The organism is Streptomyces kanamyceticus (assembly GCF_008704495.1).
Lineage (GTDB): Bacteria > Actinomycetota > Actinomycetes > Streptomycetales > Streptomycetaceae > Streptomyces > Streptomyces kanamyceticus.
Genome location: NZ_CP023699.1, coordinates 9,509,663 through 9,530,189 on the forward strand (window position 1 = coordinate 9,509,663; position 20,527 = coordinate 9,530,189).

The window sequence follows — 20,527 nt, forward strand, 5'->3', positions numbered from 1 at the left end:
TCAGTGGCGGGTGCGAAGGTGATCGGCATGACACCTCTGCTTCTCACCGACATCGAGTCCGCCGTGCGCGACAGTTGGGGCGCCGACACGTGCCCGCCCGACTCCAAGGACCCCTGGCCCCCGGAGAACCCGGCCAGGGACCAGTGCGGTGTCACGGCGCTCGTCCTGCACGACCTGCTCGGCGGTGACCTCGTGCGCGGCGAGGTGCATGTCGACGGGGTCCGCACGGACTACCACTGGTGGAACCGCCTGGGCGCGGGCGTGGACATCGACCTGACCCGCGAGCAGTTCGCACCGACGGAGATCGTGACGGAAGGCGAGGTCATCGCCAGGCCGCCGGAGATACGCCGCTGCCGCGCGGAGTACGAACTGCTGCGCTCCCGGGTCCTGACGAGACTCGGCGCCCTGGCCGCCGAGCGGACCGCGCGGTCGGCGGCTCAGGCCACGTCATAGACGTCGAGCCGACCGCACATGCCGAACCTGCCGTGTGCCGCGGGCTGTTCGGCGCGCACCGAGGCCCGGGACAGATAACCGGCGTCGCCCTGCTCCAGGTGGTCCAGCTGCGCGCCGGTCGCCCCGGCGGCGGCGGCCGCGCCGTCGCGCCAGCGTGCGCGCCAGCCCGCCGCGAGCGGGCGGGCGAGCGCGACGGCCGCCCGGTGGAAGGCGGCGAGCGGCTCGGGGTCACCGGACTCGGTCGCCTCGCGGAGCACGGTGAAACCCTCGATGGCCAGGTCGCGGCGGCGCCGGGCGGCAGCAGCCTGCTCAGCTTCGGTGGCTTCGGCGGGCAGCGTGACCGCCGCGCGATACGTCTCGGGGTCCTTCAGCAGGGGAGGGGGCAGGGTGAGCACCGCGTCACCGGCCTCGGGGAGGCCGCAGTTCTGCATGAGGACGGTGATCTCCAACTCGCCCTCGTTGACCAGGCGATGGATGGTGCCGGGGGTGAACCACACCAGTGCGCCGGGGGCGAGCGGTGTCCGCCGGAAGCCGGACGCGGTCAGGGTCTGCACGGCGCCGCGGCCTCCGGTCACCGCGTACCCCTCCGAACAGGTCAGGTGCAGATGGGGAGTTCCACCGCGAAGCCCGTCCGTCGTGGGCCAGTCGTACACGCGCAGGCGCGACACTCCGATGCCGCCGGGAAGCCCCGCGTACGTCTCGCGCGACTCGTGTGCGTCGGGCTGGTTCACCGGGGACTCCTCGCTTCGTGGCGCGCGGACGGGAGAACAGCGGACGGGAGAACACGAGAACACTACGGCCCCCGGTGTCCAAGGACACCGGGGGCCGCCCCGCGTCCCGACCGCCTTCCCCCACGAAAGGTGCCGGGACTCCCCTGAGTGTGGTTCGGGGGCAGGTCTCGTCAGAAGGTGAGTGCGACACCCTCCCCGAGACCGGCCTTCATCATGCAGGCGTTGGAGAACGTGGCCGACCACTGCACGTGTCTGCCGCCCCAGACGCCATCGGCTGTCACGACGACCGGCCGCCATTCCTTGGTACACGCCACACTCGACTCGGTGCCGACCAGCTCGGCGAACCGCCCGTCCACCGTCGCCAGTTCGGCACAGGCGGCCGCCGCGGCCGGGTGGCTGCCCGCCGGGCGCGGCGCACAGGTCAGCGTCACCGCGCGCTCCACGGTGGCCGTGGCGGTGTCCTCGCCGTGGCCGACCGTGAAGACGAGGGCGGACGGCGCGTAGAGGCTCGTCGGCTTCGGAGCCTCGGCCTGCGCGGTGCCTGCCGTCGTGGTGAGGACGCAGACCGCCGCGGCGGCGGCCGCGGCCATCGCCTTGAGGGTGCGACGCATGGTGGACTCTCCTTCAGTGGATGCGGTTGGTGACTGCGGTGAGGAGTCTTACCTGTGCGGAGAGTGAGCGCCATACGGATGGTCGATTTCCGGATGTGCCCGTCCGGTGTTCGGTGACCGTACGCTCGTTCGGGCAGCTCAGGGGTGGTGGCGTGGTCACGCGCGAGCTGTCCAGCATGTGGACGCACGGCATTGGTGTAAGCGCTGACTAACTCCTGACCTGCGTAAATCCAGAATTGGTTCTTTCTTCGACGATCTGCATCGACCGGAAATCACCGCTGCACGGGCTCTTTGGCGCTCTCCTCCCGCAGATGCGGGTTGGCGGCCGCGCCCTCGGTGCTGAGCAGGACGACGGTCGCCGAGGGGGAGATGCCGAGCGCGGCGCGGCGCTCGGCGGCGCCCGGGCCGGTCAGCGCGGCCCGGACACCCGCCAGGGGAGCCGCGCCGCACGGCCCCGAGGAGACGCCGAGGTCCGCCAGGTCGCGCACGGCCGCGGCGCTCGCCGCGTCGGTGACGGCGACCGCCGCGTCGAGGCCGTCGCGCAGCGCGGGCCAGCCGAGCGAGGACGGCGTGCCGCAGTTCAGCCCCGCCATGGCCGTGACCCCGGTCGGCACGCTGGTGAGGCGCCCCGCGCGCAGACTGGCCAGCGCGCAGGCCGCCGCCTCGGGTTCCACGGCGAGCAGCGCGGGAGCCGCGCCGCCCGCCGGTCGCCCCCGGTAGTGCGTGACGGCGGCCTGCGCGAGCGCTCCGACGCCGACCGGGACGGCGACCAGAGAAGGTGACTCCACGCCGTTTTCGGCCAGTTGGGCGTCGATCTCGGTGAAGAGCGTCGAGTACCCCTCGACGATCAGCGAGGGGATCTCCTCGTAGCCGTCCCACGCGGTGTCCTGGATGAGCACCGCGTCCGGCGCGGCGGCCGCGTCCGCCGCCCTGCGCACCGCGACGTCGTACGATCCGGCCACCTCCGTGACCTCGGCACCCTCGCCCCGGATGGCGTCGACGGCCACCGCGTGCACGCCGTCGGGGACGAAGACGTGGGCGCGCTGGCCCAGGTGCCGCGCCATCCTGGCGACGGCGCGACCGTGATTGCCGTCGGTCGCGGCGATCAGGTTCAGGGGGTGCGCTGCGGCGTCCGTCGACCCTCCGTTCGGGCGCCGTGCGAGGACCTGGTGGATCGCCCAGGACGCGCCGAGTGCCTTGAAGGCGGGCAGGCCGAGCCGCTCCGACTCGTCCTTGACGAAGACCCGGCCGACCCTCAGGCCCCCGGCGAGGGCGGGCAGTTCGTGCAGCGGAGTCCGGGCGTAACCGGGCAGGGACGCGTGGAAGTCGCGGGCGTCGGACGGGGCGGGGGCGCAGGTCCAGGAGCGCGCCGCGGGACGCGCGTACCAGGGCAGGGGAGGGGCGGAACCGGCCTGGGAGTCAGTCTCTTGATCCATCACGGGATCAGCCTGCGGCGGACCACTGCCTTTGGTCCAGCGCGTGTCCCCGACCGGCGACGAGCACGGTCAGCCCCGCGTGAACGCCAGGACCGTGGCCAGGTTCATGGGGCGGCGCGTCGAGAGGTAGACGTAGGGCGCGCCGCCGTACGCGTTCCGCAATTCGATGCGCAGCGCGGTGGGGACGTAGGAGCGCAGGAGCAGCAGCGCGTACGGATTCGCCCTGACGGTGCGCCACTCGAAGGCCTCGCGCTCGTCCAGGATCTCCGTCGCGCCGAGCGCCTCGATCGGGATCTTCCGGCCGCCGACGACGAGGGAGCCCGGCGTCACGAGGATGCGGACGCTGCCATGCGCGTGGACGATCGCGGCGGACACCGCGATGCCGGCCGTGGCCGCCGTCACCGCGGCGAACACCCCGAAGGGGAACGCCCCGAGCCCGAGACCGACTCCGCCGAGCACGACCAGAGCCCACCAGGAGCGGGGCACGCTGAGCCGCTCTTCGTAGATGTGCATGTCCGCATCCTGGCAGGACGGCCCGCCGGTTCCGGCAGGGGGTTCCCGAGGGAACGCGCCCATCTCGCCGCTCCCGCCGCTCTTTTGCGGCCTTCTTTTCGCCCTTTCACCGTTCGGTTCCGCCGGGAGGCAACTCAAGGTCGTCGATTTCCGTCCTCGAAGGGGCAAGTGGGGCACGTGAGTTCGGTTTCGTGTCCCGTGGAAAGTGATGACGAGGAGGACCACTTTGAGACGTGTCTCACGAGTGGTGACCACGGCGCTCGCGGCGTTCACGCTGGCCGCGGTGTCACCCGGGGCGGCGCACGCGCTGCCGTCCGCCGACGCGCCGCCACCCGCACCGGCCACGGTGACCGGCGATGCGGACGACGGCCTTCCGGAAGGCTGGCGGCTGGCCGGTGACGGCGGCGGCAAGGAACTCGTGTGGGACTCGCCCGAGGCGGTCCCCATGGGGGACGCCAGGGTCGAGTTCTACTCCGGTGACAAGCTTCTCGGCCGACCGGTGGCCGCGCAGGACCGGCGGTCGTTCCGGCTGCCGCTGCACGGCGCACGCGTCGGCGAGGCGAAGGAACTGCGGGTGCTGGCCGGTGGGCGCCGCCTGGACGAGGCGGGCAACGGGCAGCGGCAGGACACCCGGCGCCCCGCCGCACCCACGAGCCCCGGCAAGCCGCTTCCCGAGGCCCAGGTCGACCCCGGAAAGCCCGGCAGCTACCGCACCGTCAGCGGCGAGTACACGCTGAAGTCGGTACGGCTGCCCGGCTTCCCCGAGCTGGTGGAGATGCGGGCCAAGGTGGTCGGCCCCGTCGACGCGCCGGGCAATCGGCCGCTCGCGCTCTTCCTGCACGGCCGCCACTACACCTGCTACGGCGGGAGCGACGACGAGGGCGGCGGGTGGCCCTGCGCGGCGGGGACGAAGCCGGTGCCGAGCCAGGACGGCTACCTCCGCACCCAGAAGCTCCTCGCCTCCCAGGGCTACGTCACGGTGTCCGTGGCCGCCAACGGCATCAACGGACAGGACCACCTCGCCGAGGACGGCGGCGCGCAGGCCCGTTCGTCGCTGGTGCGGCTGCACCTCGCCCAGTGGGCGGACTGGGCCAAGAACCGCTCCACGGCCCCGGCCGCGGTGCGCGCCGTCGCGCCCGCCGACCTCTCGCGCGTCCTCCTCGTCGGTCACTCCCGCGGCGGCGAGGGCGTCAACAGGGCCGCGCTCGACAGCCTTTCCCCGCCGCCCGCCGAACAGGACGGCTACCGGGGCCCGGTGCGCTGGAAGATCCGCGGCAACGTCCTGATCGGTCCCACGATCTTCGGGCAGAACCCGGTGCCCGACGTGCCCTCCGCGACGATCCTGCCCGGCTGCGACGGAGACGTCTCCGACCTGCAGGGCGAGATATTCGTCGACGGGACGCGCGGCGTCAGCCGCGGCAAGGCCCTGCACAGCGCGGTGTACATGGTCGGCGCCAACCACAACTTCTTCAACAGCGAGTGGACTCCGGGGCAGGCGAAGGCGCCCGCCACGGACGACTTCGGGTCCGACGGGCCGGACCCGGTGTGCACGCCGGGCACCAAGACCCGTCTCACCGCGCCGCAGCAGCAGCAGGCCGGAGCCACCTACATAGCCGCGGCGGCCCGGCTGTTCGTCGCGGGCGACGACCGGGTGCGCCCCCTCCTGGACGGCTCCGGCCGGCGCGCGCCCTCGGCGGGCCGCGCACAGGTGCTCACCCACGCCGTCGGCGCGGGCCGCACCGCCGCCTTCCTGCCGGATCCCTCGACCAAGGTCAAGGGCGGCCGGGTCTGCGCGCAGGTCGACACCGACACGTCCCGCACCTGTCTGTCACCCCGGGACAACGGCGCCTCACCGCACTTCGCGGGCTGGGAGACCTCGCCCGAACCGGGCCGTGACGCCGTCGCCATGAAGTGGTCCCGGTCCGGGGCCCCGGTGCGGGTGACCCCCGCACGGCCCGTCTCCCTGGCGGGCGCCAAGGAGCTCGCGCTGCGGGTGATCGTGCCGCCCAACACCAAGGGCACCGCGCTCGATGTGAGCGTCGTCGACAAGGCGGGACACCGGGCGAAGCTCGGCAAGGTCGGCGTCGACGGGCTGCCGGGCAGTGAGATGACCACGTCCTACTGGGCGCGCGAACTCCGCGTGCCGATGTCGGCCGCGGTCCGCGCGGGGCTCGACCTGAAGAACGTACGGAGCCTGGAACTCACCCCGCGCACCCGCTCGGGCAAGGCCTGGCTGATGGACGCCTGGGGCTGGCGCCCCGGGACCCCCGAGGTGAAGCCCGCCGAGCTGCCCCGCGTGGACATCGGCCGCCTCAAGGTGAAGGAGGGCGACTCCGGGACGAAGACCTACCACGTGCCGGTGAGCGTCTCGGGCAAGGGCAGCGGCCAGGTCAGGCTCTTCCAGCCCAAGCCCGGCAGCACGGGCGAGTTCGTCTCCCGGCTGGTGACGGTACGGCCCGGCGGGCCGGGCATCGACGTACCCGTAGAGGTGCGCGGTAACACCCGCTACGGCTACGACGTCGCGCACGACGCGTTCGTCAAGGCGGTGCGCGGCGCCGTCGTCGGCTCCCACCACGGCGGAGTGACGGCGCAGAACGACGACCCGATGCCCAAGGTCACCATGGAGCCGGTCGCCGACCGGGTCACCGAGGGCAAGCCGCTGAAGTGGCGGCTGACGCTGTCGGAAGCCGTCGACGTGGACATCCAGGGCGAGATCGCCTTCCTGCCGGTCACCGGTGGCGCGGAACTCTCCACCCTGGACGTGGACCCGCGCTGGCTCAAGGACGAGTTCGACGCGAAGCCCCGTCCGGGCCGTGCGCTGTCCAAGATGGCGGAGGGCTCGGCCCTGTACGTCTCGGTGCCCGCGGGCAAGAAGAGCGTCGAGGTCCGCGTGCCGACGGTGAAGGACGACGTACGGGAGCCGGACGAGTCCCTGAAGGCTCAGCTGTCCGTCTACGACGAGAACTGGGAGCCGCAGAAGGGCCCCGTGTTCACGGGAACGGTACGGAACGCTTCGTAGCGCCGCACGAACCGTGAGAGGAGCGGTCAACTCTGCCTGTGGGAGGTGGAGTTGGCCGCTCCGTGCGTGTGGCCGCCGCCAGGACCGGTACCCGTCGTGGGGCGCCGAGTGCGCGCCTACGTAATGTTCCCCCATGACCGCTCCCTCGACAGCCCCCGAACTGCAGCTCCTGCGCCCCGATCACGCCCCCGCCCTGCTCGCCTTCGAGGAGGCGAACCGGGCGTACTTCGCGGCGACGGTGCCCGACCGCGGTGACGCCTACTTCCGTGACTTCGACGCGCGGCACCGTGCCCTCCTCGCCGAACAGGCCGACGGCGTCTGCTTCTTCCACGTGCTGGTGGGCGGGACGGGGGAGATCCTCGGGCGGGTCAACCTGGTCGACGTGGCGGCGGGCAGCGCCGATCTCGGCTACCGGATCGCCGAGCGGGCGACCGGGCAGGGCCTGGCCACCCGTGCCGTGCGGCAGGTCCGCGACCTGGCGGTGTCCGCGTACGGCCTGAAGGAACTCCGTGCCGCCACGACGCTCGACAACCCCGGCTCACGGGCCGTGCTCACCCGCACCGGCTTCGTGCCCACCGGCGACATCACGCTGGACGGGCGGCCGGGGACCGCTTTCGTGCTGTCCCTCTGAGTCCTGCTGCGGTGTCGGCAGGGCCTGCTGCGCCCGTTCCAGGAAGCGGAGCAGTTCGACGGGGAAGGGCAGGACGAGCGTGGAGTTCTTCTCGGCGGCGACCGCCACCACGGTCTGCAGCAGCCGCAGTTGCAGGGCCGCGGGCTCCTCCGCCATCTCGTGCGCCGCCTGGGCGAGCTTCTTGGACGCCTGGAGTTCGGCGTCGGCGTTGATGACGCGGGCGCGCCGCTCCCGGTCGGCCTCGGCCTGGCGGGCCATGGAGCGCTTCATCGTCTCGGGCAGGGACACGTCCTTGATCTCGACGCGGTCGATCTGCACGCCCCAGCCGATCGCCGGGGAGTCGATCATTAACTCAAGGCCCTGGTTGAGCTTTTCGCGGTTGGAGAGCAGGTCGTCCAGGTCGCTCTTGCCGATGATGGAGCGCAGCGAGGTCTGCGCCATCTGCGAGACCGCGAAGCGGTAGTCCTCGACCTGGATGACGGCATTGGGGGCGTCGACGACCTTGAAGTAGATGACGGCGTCCACGCGCACGGTGACGTTGTCGCGGGTGATGCCGTCCTGTGCGGGCACCGGCATCGTCACGATCTGCATGTTGACCTTGCGGAGCCGGTCCACGCCGGGGACCACCAGGGTGAGGCCGGGGGTGCGCACGTCGCCCGAGAGCCGGCCGAGGCGGAAGACGACACCACGCTCGTACTGCTTGATCACGCGAGCCGCGGCCATCAGATAGACGAGGCAGCCCGAGGCGACCGCTGCGCCTGCTGTCAGCAGTTCCTGAACCATGGCGACCCCCTGACGTCCGAGTCGGCCACCTATTTCACGATATGCCCGCAGATGCCCATCGGTCGAGCCCCTGGCCGCCCCGATCACACGGGTTCACACGGCCCAAGCGGCCCGCACGGTCGCGTGCTCAGTCCGAGCGCGGCCGGGATTCGTGCAGCCGCGTGTGGTACCGGCCCTCCGACTCGAACCCGGTCGGATCCTCCCCGGCCAGGATCACCTGGCGTACGGCGTCACGCCGCTCGTCGGAGCTGGTGAAGAGGCGCTGCGGATACGTGCGCGAGGCATCCGTGACCGTGGTGAGGCCGTGCGTGGCGAGCGTGGTGGAGATCCGCTGGTAGGGGACGGTCCTGAGCACGAACGCGCTCACCCAGACCGGGAGCCGCGCGCAGTCGAGCAGGGCGTCGAACGTGCGGTGGGAGATGTATCCGATGCCGCCGGTGACCGTGATCAGACCGGTGCGGGCGACCGCGCGCCGCAGCGCGGAGCTGGGCGGGTGCCGCTCCAGGTTCTCGGCATACGCCTCGTCCAGGAGCCCCACGTCCAGCGCGTAGCGGGTGGCGTTCTCCGCGGTGTCGAGCCCGATGACCGGGGTGGCGTCGGCGCGTCGGCGCGAGGCGTAGAACTCCTTGTCGTGCTCGATGAGTTCGGGCTGGGAGAGCCCCGCGGTCTCCTCGCAGGTGTAGTGCGCGTACAGGTCGGCGAGCGTCAGGTCGTGGTTGAGCAGCGCCGCGTTGATCCCGTACGAGCAGCACAGATCGAGGACCGTCACGGGCCCCACGCCGCCGAGCGACTGCGAGCGCAGCTCGCGCGTGCGGCGGAAGACCGCCTGCGCGTGGTGTGGAATCTCGTACTCGAAGGGCGCGAGTGTCCGGAAGTAGGAGCGCGGGTCCGGCTGGTCGTAGATGTCGTCGAAGCGCGTCTTGCCCGATGCGGTCCGTGTCCTGTGCCGCTCTGTGGCCATGGGGTACCTCCGGGAAGGAAGTCGGGTAAGGGGTGATGTGCAGCTCTACCCGACCGCTGGCGCCCCCGGTAGACCTCATGGCGGTTACCGGCCACCGCGGCGCCCCGTCGGGGCGCTTCCCCGCCGCTCCCTGACTACCCTGGAGCCGATGTTCACCTCCCAGGGTCCCACGCTGCGTGAGCTGGCCGTTCAGGCCCTCTCCTCCATCGAGCACGGGTACGACCTGCTCGCCCCCAAGTTCGACCACACCCCCTTCCAGACGCCCGGCCGGTTCCTGACGGTGACGACCGACGCTCTTCGGCCGTTCGGCCCCTTCGCCGCGGGGCTCGACGTCTGCTGCGGAACGGGCGCGGGCGTCGAGACGCTGCTGCCCCTGTGTGCGGAGCGGGTCACCGGTGTGGACTTCAGCGCGGGGATGCTGGCCGCCGCGGCGCAGGCCGTGCCGGAGCGCGGCGGACCCGCGGTCGACTGGGTCAGGGCGGACGCCCGTGCGCTGCCGTTCCGCGAGGCCTTCGACGTGGCCGTCAGCTTCGGGGCGTTCGGTCACTTCCTGCCCGCCGAGCGGCCCGCGCTCTTCGCCGGGGTGTACCGGGCGCTGCGCCCCGGTGGCCTGTTCGCGTTCCCGGTCGGCGCGCCGCAGCCGTTCGGCTCCCGCTGGTACTGGGCGATGCTCGGCTTCGACGGGGCGATGCGCGTCAGGAACCTGCTGTGGCGCCCGAGCTTCGTCATGTACTACCGCACCTTCCCGCTGGGCGGCGTGCGCGCGGACCTGGCCGCGGCGGGCTTCGACGTACGGACGCGGCCCCTGGAGGAGTTCGGGCGGCGCCCCGACGGCAGCCCGCACTGGCGCCTGGTCGTGGCGAGGAAGCCGGAACAGGACCGGGCGGGGTAGGGGCAGGGGCTCCGGGGACGCGGATCCGCCCGACTCGGTCAGCGGTCCTTCCTCGCGACCCCGCACACTCCCCTCACCGCGTCCATGAGCTGGTCCCTGTGCGGCTGGGCCGCGCGGTCGAGTTCCAGGGCGAACGGCAGCACCGTGCCGTCGGGCCGGGTGACGCGCCGGGGCGGCGCGGTCAGCGTGAGCTCCTCGGCGGCGGTGCTGACGATCTCGGCCGCGAAGCCGCAGAAGCGGTTGGTGTCGTCGATGACGACGAGACGCCCTGTACGGCCCACCGAGGCGGCGAGCCCCGCCCAGTCGAACGGGTAGACCGTGCGCGGGTCGAAGACCTCGACGGAGATCTCGGGGGCGAGCTCGTCGGCCACCGCGACGGCTTCCTGCACGAGATGGCCGACCGCCACCACCGTGATGTCCGAGCCCGGGCGCACCACGCGGCCCACGCCGAGCGGGATCGGACCGAGCTCGGCGGGATCCACGTCCTCGCGGTCCGTCGACGAGGCGGCCGGGGTCAGGACCACCACCGGGTCGTCGTCCCGGATCGCCGAGACGAGCAGCCCGTAGGCATCGGAAGGGGTGCTGGGGACGACGGTCTTGAGTCCGACATGGGCGAACAGTCCGTACGGCTGGTCGGAATGCTGACCCGCCCAGCCCACGCGGGAGCCGGACCCGGGCACCAAGTAGGTGACGGGCACCTTCGCCTGACCACCCGTCATGAGCGAGAACTTGTGCGCCTGGTTGGCGATCTGCTCGAAGACCAGGAACAGCAGGGACGGGATCTGGAACTCGATCACCGGACGCTGTCCGACGAGAGCCGCACCGGTCGCGAAACTGGTGAACGCCTGCTCGGACAGCGGCATGTCGACGATCCGCTGCGGACCGAACCGGTCCACGAGACCCTTGGTGATGTTGGCGACGCCCACCCGTACGTCTTCGCCGAAGACGCAGACGCCGGGGTCGCGCGCCAGTTCGTCGTTCAGGGCCCGGGAGAGCGCGCCGAGGTAGGAGAGCTTAGGCACGGGCCGCCACCCCCGCCCGCGGACGCAGCCCTGTCGCGTACAGATAATCGAGGGCGTCGGCGGGGTCGGGTTTGGGGCTTTCGAGGGCGAACTGCCGCGCGGACTCCAGCACTTCCTCCACCTCACGGTCGATGCGCTCCCGGGCCTCGGGCGCGATGAGCTCCGCCTGGACGAGCAGCGGGTCACGGGAGCGCCCTTCGGCGACTTCCTCCCGCGTCCGGTAGCGGACGAACGACTTGTGCTCCCAGGTGTGATGGGCGTCGAAGCGGTACGCGGCGCACTCAAGGAGCGCGGGGCCGCCGCCCGACCGGGCCCGCTCCGCGTACTCCCGCGTGGCGGCCATGACGGCCTCGGCGTCCGTACCGTCGATCCGCGCGGCGGGAATCCCGAACGCGGCGGCCCGGCCGACGATCGTGCCCGCCACCGCGTCGTCCACGGTGAGGGTGGAGGCGTATCCGTTGTTCTCACAGACGAAGAGGACCGGAAGCCGCCAGAGCGCCGCCAGGTTGAACGATTCGAGGACCACGCCCTGGCTGACCGCGCCGTCGCCGAAGAAGCTGACCGCGATCCGGTCCTCGCCCGCGCGCGTCGCCGCCCAGGCGGCACCGGTCGCGATCGGGGCACCGGCCCCGACGATGCCGTTGGCGCCGAGGATGCCGAGGCTGACGTCCGCCGCGTGCATGGAGCCGCCACGGCCCTTGTTGAGACCGGTGACCCGGCCGGTCAACTCGGCCATCATGCCCGCCGGATCGGCACCCTTGGCCAGTACGTGGCCGTGGCCCCGGTGCGTGCTGGTGATGTAGTCGTCGGGGCGCAGTGCCGCGCACACCCCGGCCGCGATGGCCTCCTGGCCGATGTAGGGATGGATGCCGCCCGCGATTTCCCCGGAACGCACCAACTTGACGCAGTACTCCTCGAAGCGGCGGATCAGCCGCATGGTTCGGTACAGCCGTTCCCTCGTCGAGTACTGCTCACTCGTGGCGTCACTCATGGCGTGCCCCTCGTGGTCGAAACCGACGCCCGAAGACATCGAGGCGGAAAGGACGGGAGCTACCGCGGGCCATGAGATTCCACATCCGCTGATTTCGCGGAAACGGTCCGCGTCGCGGTGCTGAAACCGCCTCATCCGGCCGACGATATTCCGGTCCGAAGACGCTTCGTGCAGACATAGTGCGGACAGATATGTCAGAGCCGTGGAACGCCGGGATCCTAACCTGCCCTCCAGAACAGCAGCAACCATCCGGCGACCGTGGCACACGGCTTCGTAGCGGCTGCCAAACGCTGGTGACTGCCCCTATTGGCCGACATGCCAGGCAGGTTGGCGTTTGTAGCGATCTCGCCCCCTTCCCAGGCGGCGACCGTGCTTGCTAGAGTCCGATTTCGTTCGCCTTCGGGTTCCCAGGAAACGTGCCACATGTTTCTCATGACCGCATCACGACGAATGCGAGGGACTTCATGCCGGGGCCGCACGACAAAGTAACTCCGGATCACCCAAGCGAGTTTTTGCCCTTGTTGGCCGCCCAACGGGGAATTTGGTTCGCGCAGGCTCTGGCACCCACCGTCACGCACCACAGCATCTCCGACTGCCTCGACATCGAAGGACCCGTGGACCCGGCGCTCCTCCAGGAGGCCCACCGGCGGGTGACCACGGAAATGGAGGCGCTGCGCCTGCGCTTCGTGGAGGGCCCCGAGGGCCCCGTGCAGTACGTCGACGATTCCGCGCGGCCGCCCGCCCACTACTTCGACGTCAGTTCCGACGCCGACCCGCGGGCCGCGGCAGAGGCCTGGATGCGCGCCGACATGGCCAAGGAGGTGAAACTGTCGGAGCCCCCGCCGTTCACCACGGCGCTGTTCAAGCTGGCGGCCGACCGGTTCACGCTCTTCCGCCGCGTCCACCACCTGCTCCTCGACGGCGGCTCTCTGGGCATGCTGCACCGCCGCACCGCCCAGGTGTACACGGCGCTCGCCGAAGGCCGGACCGTCGGCGACAACCCCTTCCGGCCCTTCCGCATGCTGGTGGAGAGCGAGACGGCCTACCTCGCCTCCACGCGCCGCGAGCGGGACCGCAAGTACTGGCTCGAGCGGCTCGCCGACCGGCCCGAACCGGTGCGCCTGACCACCCGGCGCACGGCGGGCGGCGCGGACGTGCTGGTGCGCAAGACCGCCGTGGAACCGGCGCGCCTCGCACGGCTGCGCGCGGCAGCCGAGCGATTCGCCGTCAGCTGGGTCGAGTTGACGACCGGCATCACCGCCGCCTACACCGCGCGGATGACCAACGCGCCCGAGGTCACGATCGGCATGCCGGTCGCGGCACGGCTGACCAAGGTCGAGCGGGACACCCCCGGCATGCTGACCAACCCCGTGCCGCTGCGCATCGCCACCGACGCGGGGACCTCGCTCGCGGACTTCCTCAAGGACACCCGGGCCGAGGCGCGCGCCGCGTTCCAGCGCAGCCGGTTCCCCTCGGAGGAACTCAGCAGGGAACTGGGACTGCTCGGCACGGACCGGCGCCTGTGGGGCCCCGCGTTGAACGTCATGGGCTTCTCCTACGACCTCGACTTCGCCGGGGCGACGGCGCGCGTGCGGACGCTCTCCCACGGTCACGTCGCCGACCTGATGTTCACCTTCTTCCAGACGTCCGCCGACGGCTCCGTGGACCTCATCGCCGCCGCCAACACCGACCTCCATCAGCCGGGCGAACTCGACGCGCACCTCGACCGGTTCCTGCACTTCGCGGACGGCGTCGCCGCCGCGGATCCGGGGACACCGATCGGCGCCCTGCCCCTCCTGCGCGCCGAGGAACGCGAGCAACTGCTCGTCTGGGGCGCCGGGCCCGTCAAGGACATCCCCGAGGTCGGGATGCACACCCTGGTCGAGCAGTGGGCGCAACGGACCCCGGACGCGGCGGCGGTCGAACTGCACGGCGGCGCCACGCACAGCTTCCGCGAGCTCAACGAGCGGTCCTCCAGGCTCGCGCGGTACCTGGTCTCCCGCGGCGTCGGCCCCGGCAGCGTGGTGGGCCTGTCCCTGCCCAGGTCCCCGGACCTGGTGGCGGCCGTCATCGGCGTACTGAAGACCGGCGCCGCCTTCCTGCCCCTCGACTCGGCCTATCCGGTGGACCGGCTCGCCTTCATGGTGGCCGACGCGGCGCCCGCGCTGCTGTTGCTGCACTCCTCGACGGCCCACCTCGCGGAGGTCCTCGACACCGAGAGCCTCCTGCTGGACGACCCGGGCCTGCGGCGGACGCTCGCCGGACTGCCCGGGCACGACCTCACCGACGACGAGCGCACCGGTCCTTTCGACGCGGGGCTCCCGGCGTATCTGATCTACACCTCGGGATCCACCGGGCGCCCCAAGGGAGTCGTGGTGCCGCACCGCGGCGTCGTCAACATCACCGGAGCCATGCTGGACCGGCTCGGTTCCGGGCCCGGCGGTCGTACGCTGCAGTTCGCCTCCGCGAGCTTCGACGCGTCCGTGGGGGAGATGACCCAGTCGGTGCTGGTCGGCGGGACGCTGGTGATCGCCCCGAGTGACCGTCTCGCGCCGGGCCCCGACCTCGCCAGGGTCCTGGACGAGGCGGGCATCAACGACCTGGTCCTCGCCCCCTCGGTGCTCGAAGTGATGTCACCGGACGACCTGCCCCCCGGCGTCACCATCACCATCGTGGGCGAGGCGTCGTCACCGGACGTCGTCAGGCGCTGGTCGCCGGTCTGCCGCCTGATCAACGGCTACGGACCCACCGAGGCCACCATCTCCACCGCGATGAGCCTGCCGCTCTCACCGGCCGACGCCGAGGCGCCGCCGATCGGCAAGCCCCTGCGCAACGTCCGCGTCCGCGCCCTCGACGAGCACCTCGAACTGGTTCCCGTCGGGGCGGTGGGGGAGCTGTATGTGGCCGGGGCTGGTGTGACTCGGGGCTACCGCGGCCGGGACGAACTGACCGCGGAGCGCTTCGTCCGCGACCCCTACGGACCCGAGGGTTCCCGGATGTACCGCACGGGCGACCTGGTCCGCTGGACCACCGAGGGCGACCTGGTCTTCGTCGGCCGCAACGACGACCAGGTCTCGCTGCGGGGCTACCGCATCGAGCTGGGCGAGGTCGAGGCGGCGATCCGGGAGGTGCCGGGTGTCGCGCGGGCCGCGGCGACGGTGATCGAGGACGCGACCGGCGACCGACGCCTGATCGGCTACGCCGTGCCCGAGCCCGGCAGGCGCCTCGACCCGGCCGCCGTACGCTCCGAGGTCGGCGACCGGCTGCCCGGCTATCTGACCCCGAGCCAGCTGGTGTGCCTGGACGAACTGCCGCTGACCGCCAGCGGCAAACTGGACCGCAACGCGCTGCCCGAGCCCACGGCGGCCGCCGCGGACCGCAACCAGGTGCCGCGCACCGCTGTCGAGGAGATCCTGGCCGGACTCTTCGCCCGCATCCTCAAGGTTCCCCAGGTCAACATCGACGACAACTTCTTCGACCTGGGCGGACATTCGCTCTCCGCCACCCGCCTCCTGGGCCGGATCCGGTCCACGCTGGGCAGGGAACTGTCGGTCGGTGAACTGTTCGCGAGCCCCACGGTGGCCGGTCTCGCACGGCAGCTCGGGGACGGCGCCGTACGCAACCGCGACGACGTCCTCGTTCCCCTGCGCGGGACGGGCAAGAAGCCGCCCCTGTTCTGTGTCCACCCCGCCGACGGGCAGAGCTGGGTGTACGTGCGGCTCGCGGGCCACCTTCCGGCCGACATACCCCTGTACGGACTCCAGGCGCACAGCCTGACCGCGCAGGACGGTCTGCCGGGCACCCTGGACGAGCTGGCGGCCCAGTACCTGGACGCCGTGCGCACCGTTCAACCCGCCGGCCCCTACCGCCTGTTGGGGCTGTCCTTCGGCGCGGCCGCGGCCCATGCGATGGCCGTGCGGCTGCGGGAGCAGGGGGAGGAGGTGGAGTTGCTGGCCATGCTGGACGGCTACCCGGCGCCGACGGACCACGATCCGGCGGGCCAGGGCATGTCGGAGCCGGACGCGCTCCGAGCGCTCCTCGCCCGCTTCGACTGCCCCGCGCCGGACACCGCCGGTGAGCCCCTGACGATCGCGCGGGCCACCGGGGCCCTGCGTGCGGTCTCCGAAGAACCGGCCGACCTGGCGGAGCTCGACGAGAGCAGGGTCGCGGCGCTCGTCCGGACGTACCGGCACACCAGCGCCCTGCTGGGGGCCCACCGCCCCGAACCCTTCGACGGGGACGCGGTGTTCTTCACGGCCACGCGGGGCGGGGCCGCGCCGACTCCGCACGCCGAGTCCTGGGATCCTTTCGTACGCGGCCGCCTGACGCGGCACGACATCGACTGCGCCCACGACGAGTTGACCCACGCCTCGGCGCTGGCCGTGGTGGCACAGGTCATCACCGCGGGGCCGGACGCCTGACCGTACGCGCGAAGCGGCCCGGGCCACCGCCGAGAGGCGGTGGCCCGGGCCGCTTCGGTACGGCTGGGGCGGGGCCGGTCAGTACCGGATCTCCGCTAGCGCCTTGTCCAGCGTGGTCACGATCTCCTCGACGTCGGAGGGGGCGACGACCAACGGCGGGATGATCATGATGGCGGGGGCCATGGCGAGCGAGGAGACGAGCACGCCCCGCTCCTCCAGGGCGAGCCGCAGATGATCGGCCGTCGCGCCGCCCGCCAGCGCCCCGTCCCCGGCGGACGCCATCTCGACGGCCTGCATCAGACCGGCGCCGCGCACTGCCGCCACGTGCGGATGCCGCGCCGCCACCTCGTCCAGGCCGCTGCGCAGCAGCGCGCCCATGGCATCGACGTTCTCCAGTACGTCGCCGTCGGCGAGCGTGTCGATGACGGCCATCGACGCGGCGAGCCCGAGGGGGTGCCCGTCGTTGGTCGAGCCGATCAGGAACTTCTGCTCGAAGTCGAGGTCGAAGAGGCGGGCGGAGACCTCGTCGGACAGCACCACGGCCGACAACGGCGCGTACCCGGCGCTCAGCCCCTTGCCCAGGGTGAGGATGTCGGGGCGGATGCCGACCTGTTCGGTGCGGGTGAACGCGCCGGTGCGGCCCATGCCGGTGCTGACCTCGTCGACGATCAGATGGATGCCGTGGCCGCGGCAGAACCGTTCGAGCGAGTGCAGATAGTCGTCGGAAAGGACGTGCCCGCCCTCGCCCACGACGAGTTCGACGACCACCGCCGCCACCCGCTCGGGGCCGTACGCGGTGATGGTCTGTTCGAGCCCCGCGCCGGGGGCGGCCGCGCCCTCGAAGGGACCGGAGACGTGATGGACCTCCGGCAGCAGCGGCCCCGACTGGTCGTGCACGTACGACATGCCGGTCACGGCCCCCGCACCCGAGCCGAGGCCGTGGTAGCCGTGCCACATGCCGAAGACCGCGAGCCGATCCCGGTCCCCGCCGCTGTGGTGCAGGAAGCGCGAGAGCAGTACCGCCGTCTCCACCGCCTGCGAGCCGTTGCTGCAGTACCGGATCTTGTTCATGTGTACGGGAAGGTGGGGGAGGAGCGCCTCTGCGGCCTCCACGGCGATCGCCCCCGGCCTTCCGTAGCCGACCAGGTTGGCGAACGGCAGGGTGCGCAGCTGCCGTTCGATGGCCTCCGTGACCTTCGGGTGGTCATATCCGAGGGTGACGTTCCACAGACCGGAGCGGGCGTCGAGGAACCAACGCCCCGCGGCATCGCGCACCCGTACGCCGCGCCCCTCGACCAGCATGTTCTCGTGGGACAAGGTGGTGAGGTAGGCGCCCATGCTCGGGCTGTTCCACAGCGGATAGGTGTCTCGATCGATCACGGCCTGGCTCCTTGTCTGCGGTCCGCCGACGGTGGTTCCCCGGTCACCACGCTCAGGGGGTGGCGAGCGGACGTGCTTCGATGACGCACATCCCGGGCGGCCCCTGCACCACCCGCTCCAGTCGCCAGCCACCGCGTTCCAGGAGTCGCCGGTACTCCGGCAGCGTCCGTTCCTTCGCACGGTGGTAGAGGGCGAGCATGGCGACGTCGGCCCAGGCCTGGATGGCCGACGGAACGGCGTCGTCCGGCAGGACGTCCTCGAAGATCCGCAGCACGGCCGTGTCGTCGCCGCCGCGCCGCACGGCGGCGAGGATCGCTGCCACGCTGTCGTCGTCCCAGTCGTGCAGGACGCGGGAGAGCACATAGACGTCCGCGCGCGGCGGCGGGACGAACAGATCGCCGGTCCGCACCGTGCAGCGGTCGTCGACGCCCTGCTCCGACAGATAGGTACGGGCGCGCCCGAGCACCTCCGGCTGGTCGACGAGAATGCCCCGCGCGTCCGGTACTTCGTCCAGGATGTCGGCGAGCAGTACCCCGATGCCGCCCGCGATGTCGGCCACGGTGCCCTCGGCGGGCCAGTCCAGGAGCGGCACGCACGGCAGCGTCAGCAACCGCGCCTGCTCCGCCATCGCCTGGCCGAAGACGAGCTGTTGGTCGGGGTGCTTCGCCAGGTGCTCCCAGAAGTCGACGCCCAGGGCGTGCCGGGTGGCGGGCCCGCCGTCCTTGAGGGTCTCGGTGAGCGCGTTGCCGACGTCCGGGATGCCGAATGTGGCGAACGTCGCCCACAGTGACATCGGGTGACGGCGGCACAGCACCTTGCCCCGTTCGGTGAGTTCGGCGCTGACGCGGCCCGGGTCGACGTCGACGATCCCGCTGCCCGCGAGGAGCACGAGCATCCGCCGCAGGGCGTCCTCGTCCGTGCCCGTCTCCTCGGCGAGAGCGGCGATGTCGCGTCTGCCGTCCGCCATCCGGTCGGGGATGGACAGCCGGGTCACGGCGCAGAGGCTGTGAAAGACGAGCCCTTGCTGATAGGCGTCCAACAACGCCGCGACGTCGCGTAATGGTTCAGCAGCCAAGAATCCTCCAGCAAGCCGTTGACGTCCGCCTTCCGCTTTCCTGCGGCGGGGGGCGTCGTTGATGCGGGACGGGGTGTCCGCGGATGCGCTTTGCGTGGGGAGAGACGGAACCGTACGGCGACCCCTCGGGGGGTGTTCCGATTCCGCTCGGTATACCGAGAGTGACGAATCCGGCTCGGGCAATCGTAGACTATACATGCCGGAGTGATGATTTCCGGTGGGCGTCGGAACCTGCCCGAGACACCGGATCGGCCCCATTTTGCACCGACTTCGGGACCTGCTCCCGTGCCGAACCGCCGGAATGTCGGAGTTCGGAAAGGGGGCCTTGACTGGGGGTGCCGCCCGCAATGAAGATGGCATGCGGGTGCGCCGCTGGCGCACCGGAGATACAGCTGTCCTGGCCGTAGAGATTCCCGACGCAACACGGTTCGAGCGTATGGCGCGACACGGTTCGAGCGTATTCGGAACGCCGGAGAGATGAAGCAGATCTCCGTCACAGGACCCTGCCTTGAGGCAGTGGCGATTTCCATGCAGACGGCTGCAGTCGTCCACCGCAGCCCCGCACTTCATTGCTCCCGGCAGCGGTCGGTCGATAAGGGGGATTAATGGGACGCCCAGCGGACGGAGCGGCGGGATGCGATGCCCGGACGTCGATGGATGCAGTAGCCATCCGTGAAGTCCGAAACGCAATTCGGGGCGAGATTCGCGGCCGATTATTCACGTTTAAAGTGCTGGTCTGCGCCTTGATCACGGCTGCGGGATGCTGGCTGGCACTCCAGCCGCAGCTGTCCCTGCGACTGTGCGGAGTCCTGCTGATCGGGCTCATGTTCGCGCACGCCGCGGAACTCCAGCACGAGACCCTGCACGGTCTCGCCTACCGCAGCCGGCGGGCCAACCGCGTGGTGGGCGTGCTGCTCGGTCTGCCGATGCTGATCTCGTACACCGCCTACCGCGTGGCCCACATGCGCCACCACCGTGACCTCGGCACCCCGGGGAACCGCGAGTTCTTCGACTACGGGGACCAGTACGGCAAGGGGGAGGGCGGGAGCCGGATCGGCACCGCGCTGACCTGGTTCGCCCGCTTCACCATGGCGTACCACTACTGGCAGTTCGGAGTCGGCGTCGGGAAGGCGCTGCGGGGCAGCCGCTTCGACGGCGAGAGCGCCGTCAACACCCGCCGCATCCGCGCCGAGCACCTGCTCGCCGTGTCCGCCCTCGTCGTCGGGGCCGTGCTCTCGGTGGTGTTCGCCAGCCCCGCGGCCCTCTGGCTCTGGCTCCTTCCGATGGTCGTGGTGGCGGCGCCCATGCACGCGCTGATCGAGCTGCCGGAACACTTCCGCTGCGAAACGCTCGACCGCTCGCCGTTCGCCAACACCCGGACGATCAAGTCCAATTGGCTGCTCACCTGGTACACCAACGGCAACAACTTCCACGTCGAGCACCATCTGATGCCCAACCTTCCCATCGAGCGGCTGCCGGACCTCCATGTCGAGGTGCGCGAAAGCCTGCGCCACTACCACCCCGGCTACTTCGCCTACTTCAGGAGCTTCCTGGGCGGCAAGTAGCCCTCGCACGTGGACGGACGGAAGAACACGGAAGCACGTGGAC

General features: G+C 71.3%; 16 protein-coding genes. 6 read left to right on the forward strand and 10 right to left on the reverse strand.

All coding sequences use genetic code 11. The features are described 5' to 3' along the window. Window positions 1-27: 27 nt before the first annotated feature. The gene (locus CP970_RS41160; RefSeq protein ID WP_055546799.1) at window positions 28-453 is read left to right on the forward strand and encodes a YunG family protein; all 426 of its coding nucleotides are present in this window, start codon (window positions 28-30) and stop codon (window positions 451-453) included. Here the strand turns inward: CP970_RS41160 and CP970_RS41165 are convergent. The 4 genes from CP970_RS41165 to CP970_RS41180 all read right to left on the reverse strand — a co-directional run bounded on the left by CP970_RS41165 (window position 438) and on the right by CP970_RS41180 (window position 3,744). Then, window positions 438-1,184: a cupin domain-containing protein gene (locus tag CP970_RS41165; protein WP_055546715.1), complete on the reverse strand. Its 747-nt coding sequence runs from the start codon at window positions 1,182-1,184 to the stop codon at window positions 438-440. The genes CP970_RS41160 and CP970_RS41165 overlap by 16 nt on opposite strands. A gap of 170 nt (window positions 1,185-1,354) precedes the next feature. Beyond that, window positions 1,355-1,795 (reverse strand): SSI family serine proteinase inhibitor, encoded by a 441-nt coding sequence (locus CP970_RS41170; protein ID WP_055546714.1) that lies wholly within the window; start codon window positions 1,793-1,795, stop codon window positions 1,355-1,357. Between the two features lie 272 nt (window positions 1,796-2,067). Next, a complete protein-coding gene (locus CP970_RS41175; RefSeq protein ID WP_055546711.1) occupies window positions 2,068-3,231 on the reverse strand; it encodes a diaminopropionate ammonia-lyase in 1,164 nt (387 codons plus the stop codon). Window positions 3,232-3,300: 69 nt separating this feature from the next. Continuing rightward, a complete protein-coding gene (locus CP970_RS41180; RefSeq protein WP_055546709.1) occupies window positions 3,301-3,744 on the reverse strand; it encodes a DUF3093 family protein in 444 nt (147 codons plus the stop codon). Window positions 3,745-3,970: 226 nt separating this feature from the next. Between CP970_RS41180 and CP970_RS41185 the strand changes: the two genes are divergently transcribed. Next, window positions 3,971-6,763, forward strand: coding sequence for an alpha/beta hydrolase (locus CP970_RS41185; RefSeq protein WP_055546707.1), 2,793 nt, complete (start codon window positions 3,971-3,973; stop codon window positions 6,761-6,763). A 133-nt stretch (window positions 6,764-6,896) separates the two neighbouring features. Further along, on the forward strand, window positions 6,897-7,394 hold the full coding sequence (locus CP970_RS41190) for a GNAT family N-acetyltransferase (RefSeq protein WP_079043443.1): 498 nt from the start codon (window positions 6,897-6,899) through the stop codon (window positions 7,392-7,394). Here the strand turns inward: CP970_RS41190 and CP970_RS41195 are convergent. Both CP970_RS41195 and CP970_RS41200 read right to left on the reverse strand, forming a co-directional pair. Further along, window positions 7,302-8,177 (reverse strand): slipin family protein, encoded by an 876-nt coding sequence (locus tag CP970_RS41195; RefSeq protein WP_079043442.1) that lies wholly within the window; start codon window positions 8,175-8,177, stop codon window positions 7,302-7,304. The genes CP970_RS41190 and CP970_RS41195 overlap by 93 nt on opposite strands. 127 nt (window positions 8,178-8,304) lie before the next feature. Then, a complete protein-coding gene (locus CP970_RS41200) occupies window positions 8,305-9,138 on the reverse strand; it encodes a hypothetical protein (protein WP_055546705.1) in 834 nt (277 codons plus the stop codon). A 148-nt stretch (window positions 9,139-9,286) separates the two neighbouring features. Here CP970_RS41200 and CP970_RS41205 point away from each other — a divergent pair, with 148 nt between their 5' ends. Further along, the gene (locus CP970_RS41205; RefSeq protein WP_055546703.1) at window positions 9,287-10,030 is read left to right on the forward strand and encodes a class I SAM-dependent methyltransferase; all 744 of its coding nucleotides are present in this window, start codon (window positions 9,287-9,289) and stop codon (window positions 10,028-10,030) included. 38 nt (window positions 10,031-10,068) lie between these two features. On the opposite strand, the gene CP970_RS41210 is transcribed toward CP970_RS41205, so the two are convergent. Beyond that, window positions 10,069-11,052, reverse strand: coding sequence for an alpha-ketoacid dehydrogenase subunit beta (locus tag CP970_RS41210; RefSeq protein WP_150494614.1), 984 nt, complete (start codon window positions 11,050-11,052; stop codon window positions 10,069-10,071). Further along, window positions 11,045-12,043 (reverse strand): thiamine pyrophosphate-dependent dehydrogenase E1 component subunit alpha, encoded by a 999-nt coding sequence (locus CP970_RS41215; RefSeq protein WP_055547180.1) that lies wholly within the window; start codon window positions 12,041-12,043, stop codon window positions 11,045-11,047. The genes CP970_RS41210 and CP970_RS41215 overlap by 8 nt, the downstream gene beginning before the upstream one ends. Window positions 12,044-12,561: 518 nt before the next feature. Here CP970_RS41215 and CP970_RS41220 point away from each other — a divergent pair. Further along, window positions 12,562-16,464 carry a non-ribosomal peptide synthetase gene (locus CP970_RS41220; RefSeq protein ID WP_169801227.1) on the forward strand — a complete coding sequence of 1,301 codons (3,903 nt, stop codon included), beginning with the start codon at window positions 12,562-12,564 and terminating at the stop codon, window positions 16,462-16,464. Window positions 16,465-16,542: 78 nt separating this feature from the next. On the opposite strand, the gene CP970_RS41225 is transcribed toward CP970_RS41220, so the two are convergent. After that, window positions 16,543-17,844: an aminotransferase family protein gene (locus CP970_RS41225; RefSeq protein WP_055547176.1), complete on the reverse strand. Its 1,302-nt coding sequence runs from the start codon at window positions 17,842-17,844 to the stop codon at window positions 16,543-16,545. A 52-nt stretch (window positions 17,845-17,896) separates the two neighbouring features. Beyond that, window positions 17,897-18,838 (reverse strand): methyltransferase, encoded by a 942-nt coding sequence (locus CP970_RS44495; RefSeq protein ID WP_157877707.1) that lies wholly within the window; start codon window positions 18,836-18,838, stop codon window positions 17,897-17,899. Between the two features lie 824 nt (window positions 18,839-19,662). Here CP970_RS44495 and CP970_RS41235 point away from each other — a divergent pair. Further along, window positions 19,663-20,484 (forward strand): fatty acid desaturase family protein, encoded by an 822-nt coding sequence (locus CP970_RS41235; protein WP_157877706.1) that lies wholly within the window; start codon window positions 19,663-19,665, stop codon window positions 20,482-20,484. Window positions 20,485-20,527: the final 43 nt, after the last annotated feature.

Bases quoted from the DNA above. Each gene is read 5' to 3' on its own strand.
- CP970_RS41200 (WP_055546705.1), bottom strand. From the start codon at position 9,138: ATGGCCACAGAGCGGCACAGGACACGGACCGCATCGGGCAAGACGCGC.
- CP970_RS41160 (WP_055546799.1), top strand. From the start codon at position 28: ATGACACCTCTGCTTCTCACCGACATCGAGTCCGCCGTGCGCGACAGT.
- CP970_RS41215 (WP_055547180.1), bottom strand. From the start codon at position 12,043: ATGAGTGACGCCACGAGTGAGCAGTACTCGACGAGGGAACGGCTGTAC.
- CP970_RS41195 (WP_079043442.1), bottom strand. From the start codon at position 8,177: ATGGTTCAGGAACTGCTGACAGCAGGCGCAGCGGTCGCCTCGGGCTGC.
- CP970_RS41190 (WP_079043443.1), top strand. From the start codon at position 6,897: ATGACCGCTCCCTCGACAGCCCCCGAACTGCAGCTCCTGCGCCCCGAT.
- CP970_RS41170 (WP_055546714.1), bottom strand. From the start codon at position 1,795: ATGCGTCGCACCCTCAAGGCGATGGCCGCGGCCGCCGCCGCGGCGGTC.
- CP970_RS41205 (WP_055546703.1), top strand. From the start codon at position 9,287: ATGTTCACCTCCCAGGGTCCCACGCTGCGTGAGCTGGCCGTTCAGGCC.
- CP970_RS41175 (WP_055546711.1), bottom strand. From the start codon at position 3,231: ATGGATCAAGAGACTGACTCCCAGGCCGGTTCCGCCCCTCCCCTGCCC.
- CP970_RS41180 (WP_055546709.1), bottom strand. From the start codon at position 3,744: ATGCACATCTACGAAGAGCGGCTCAGCGTGCCCCGCTCCTGGTGGGCT.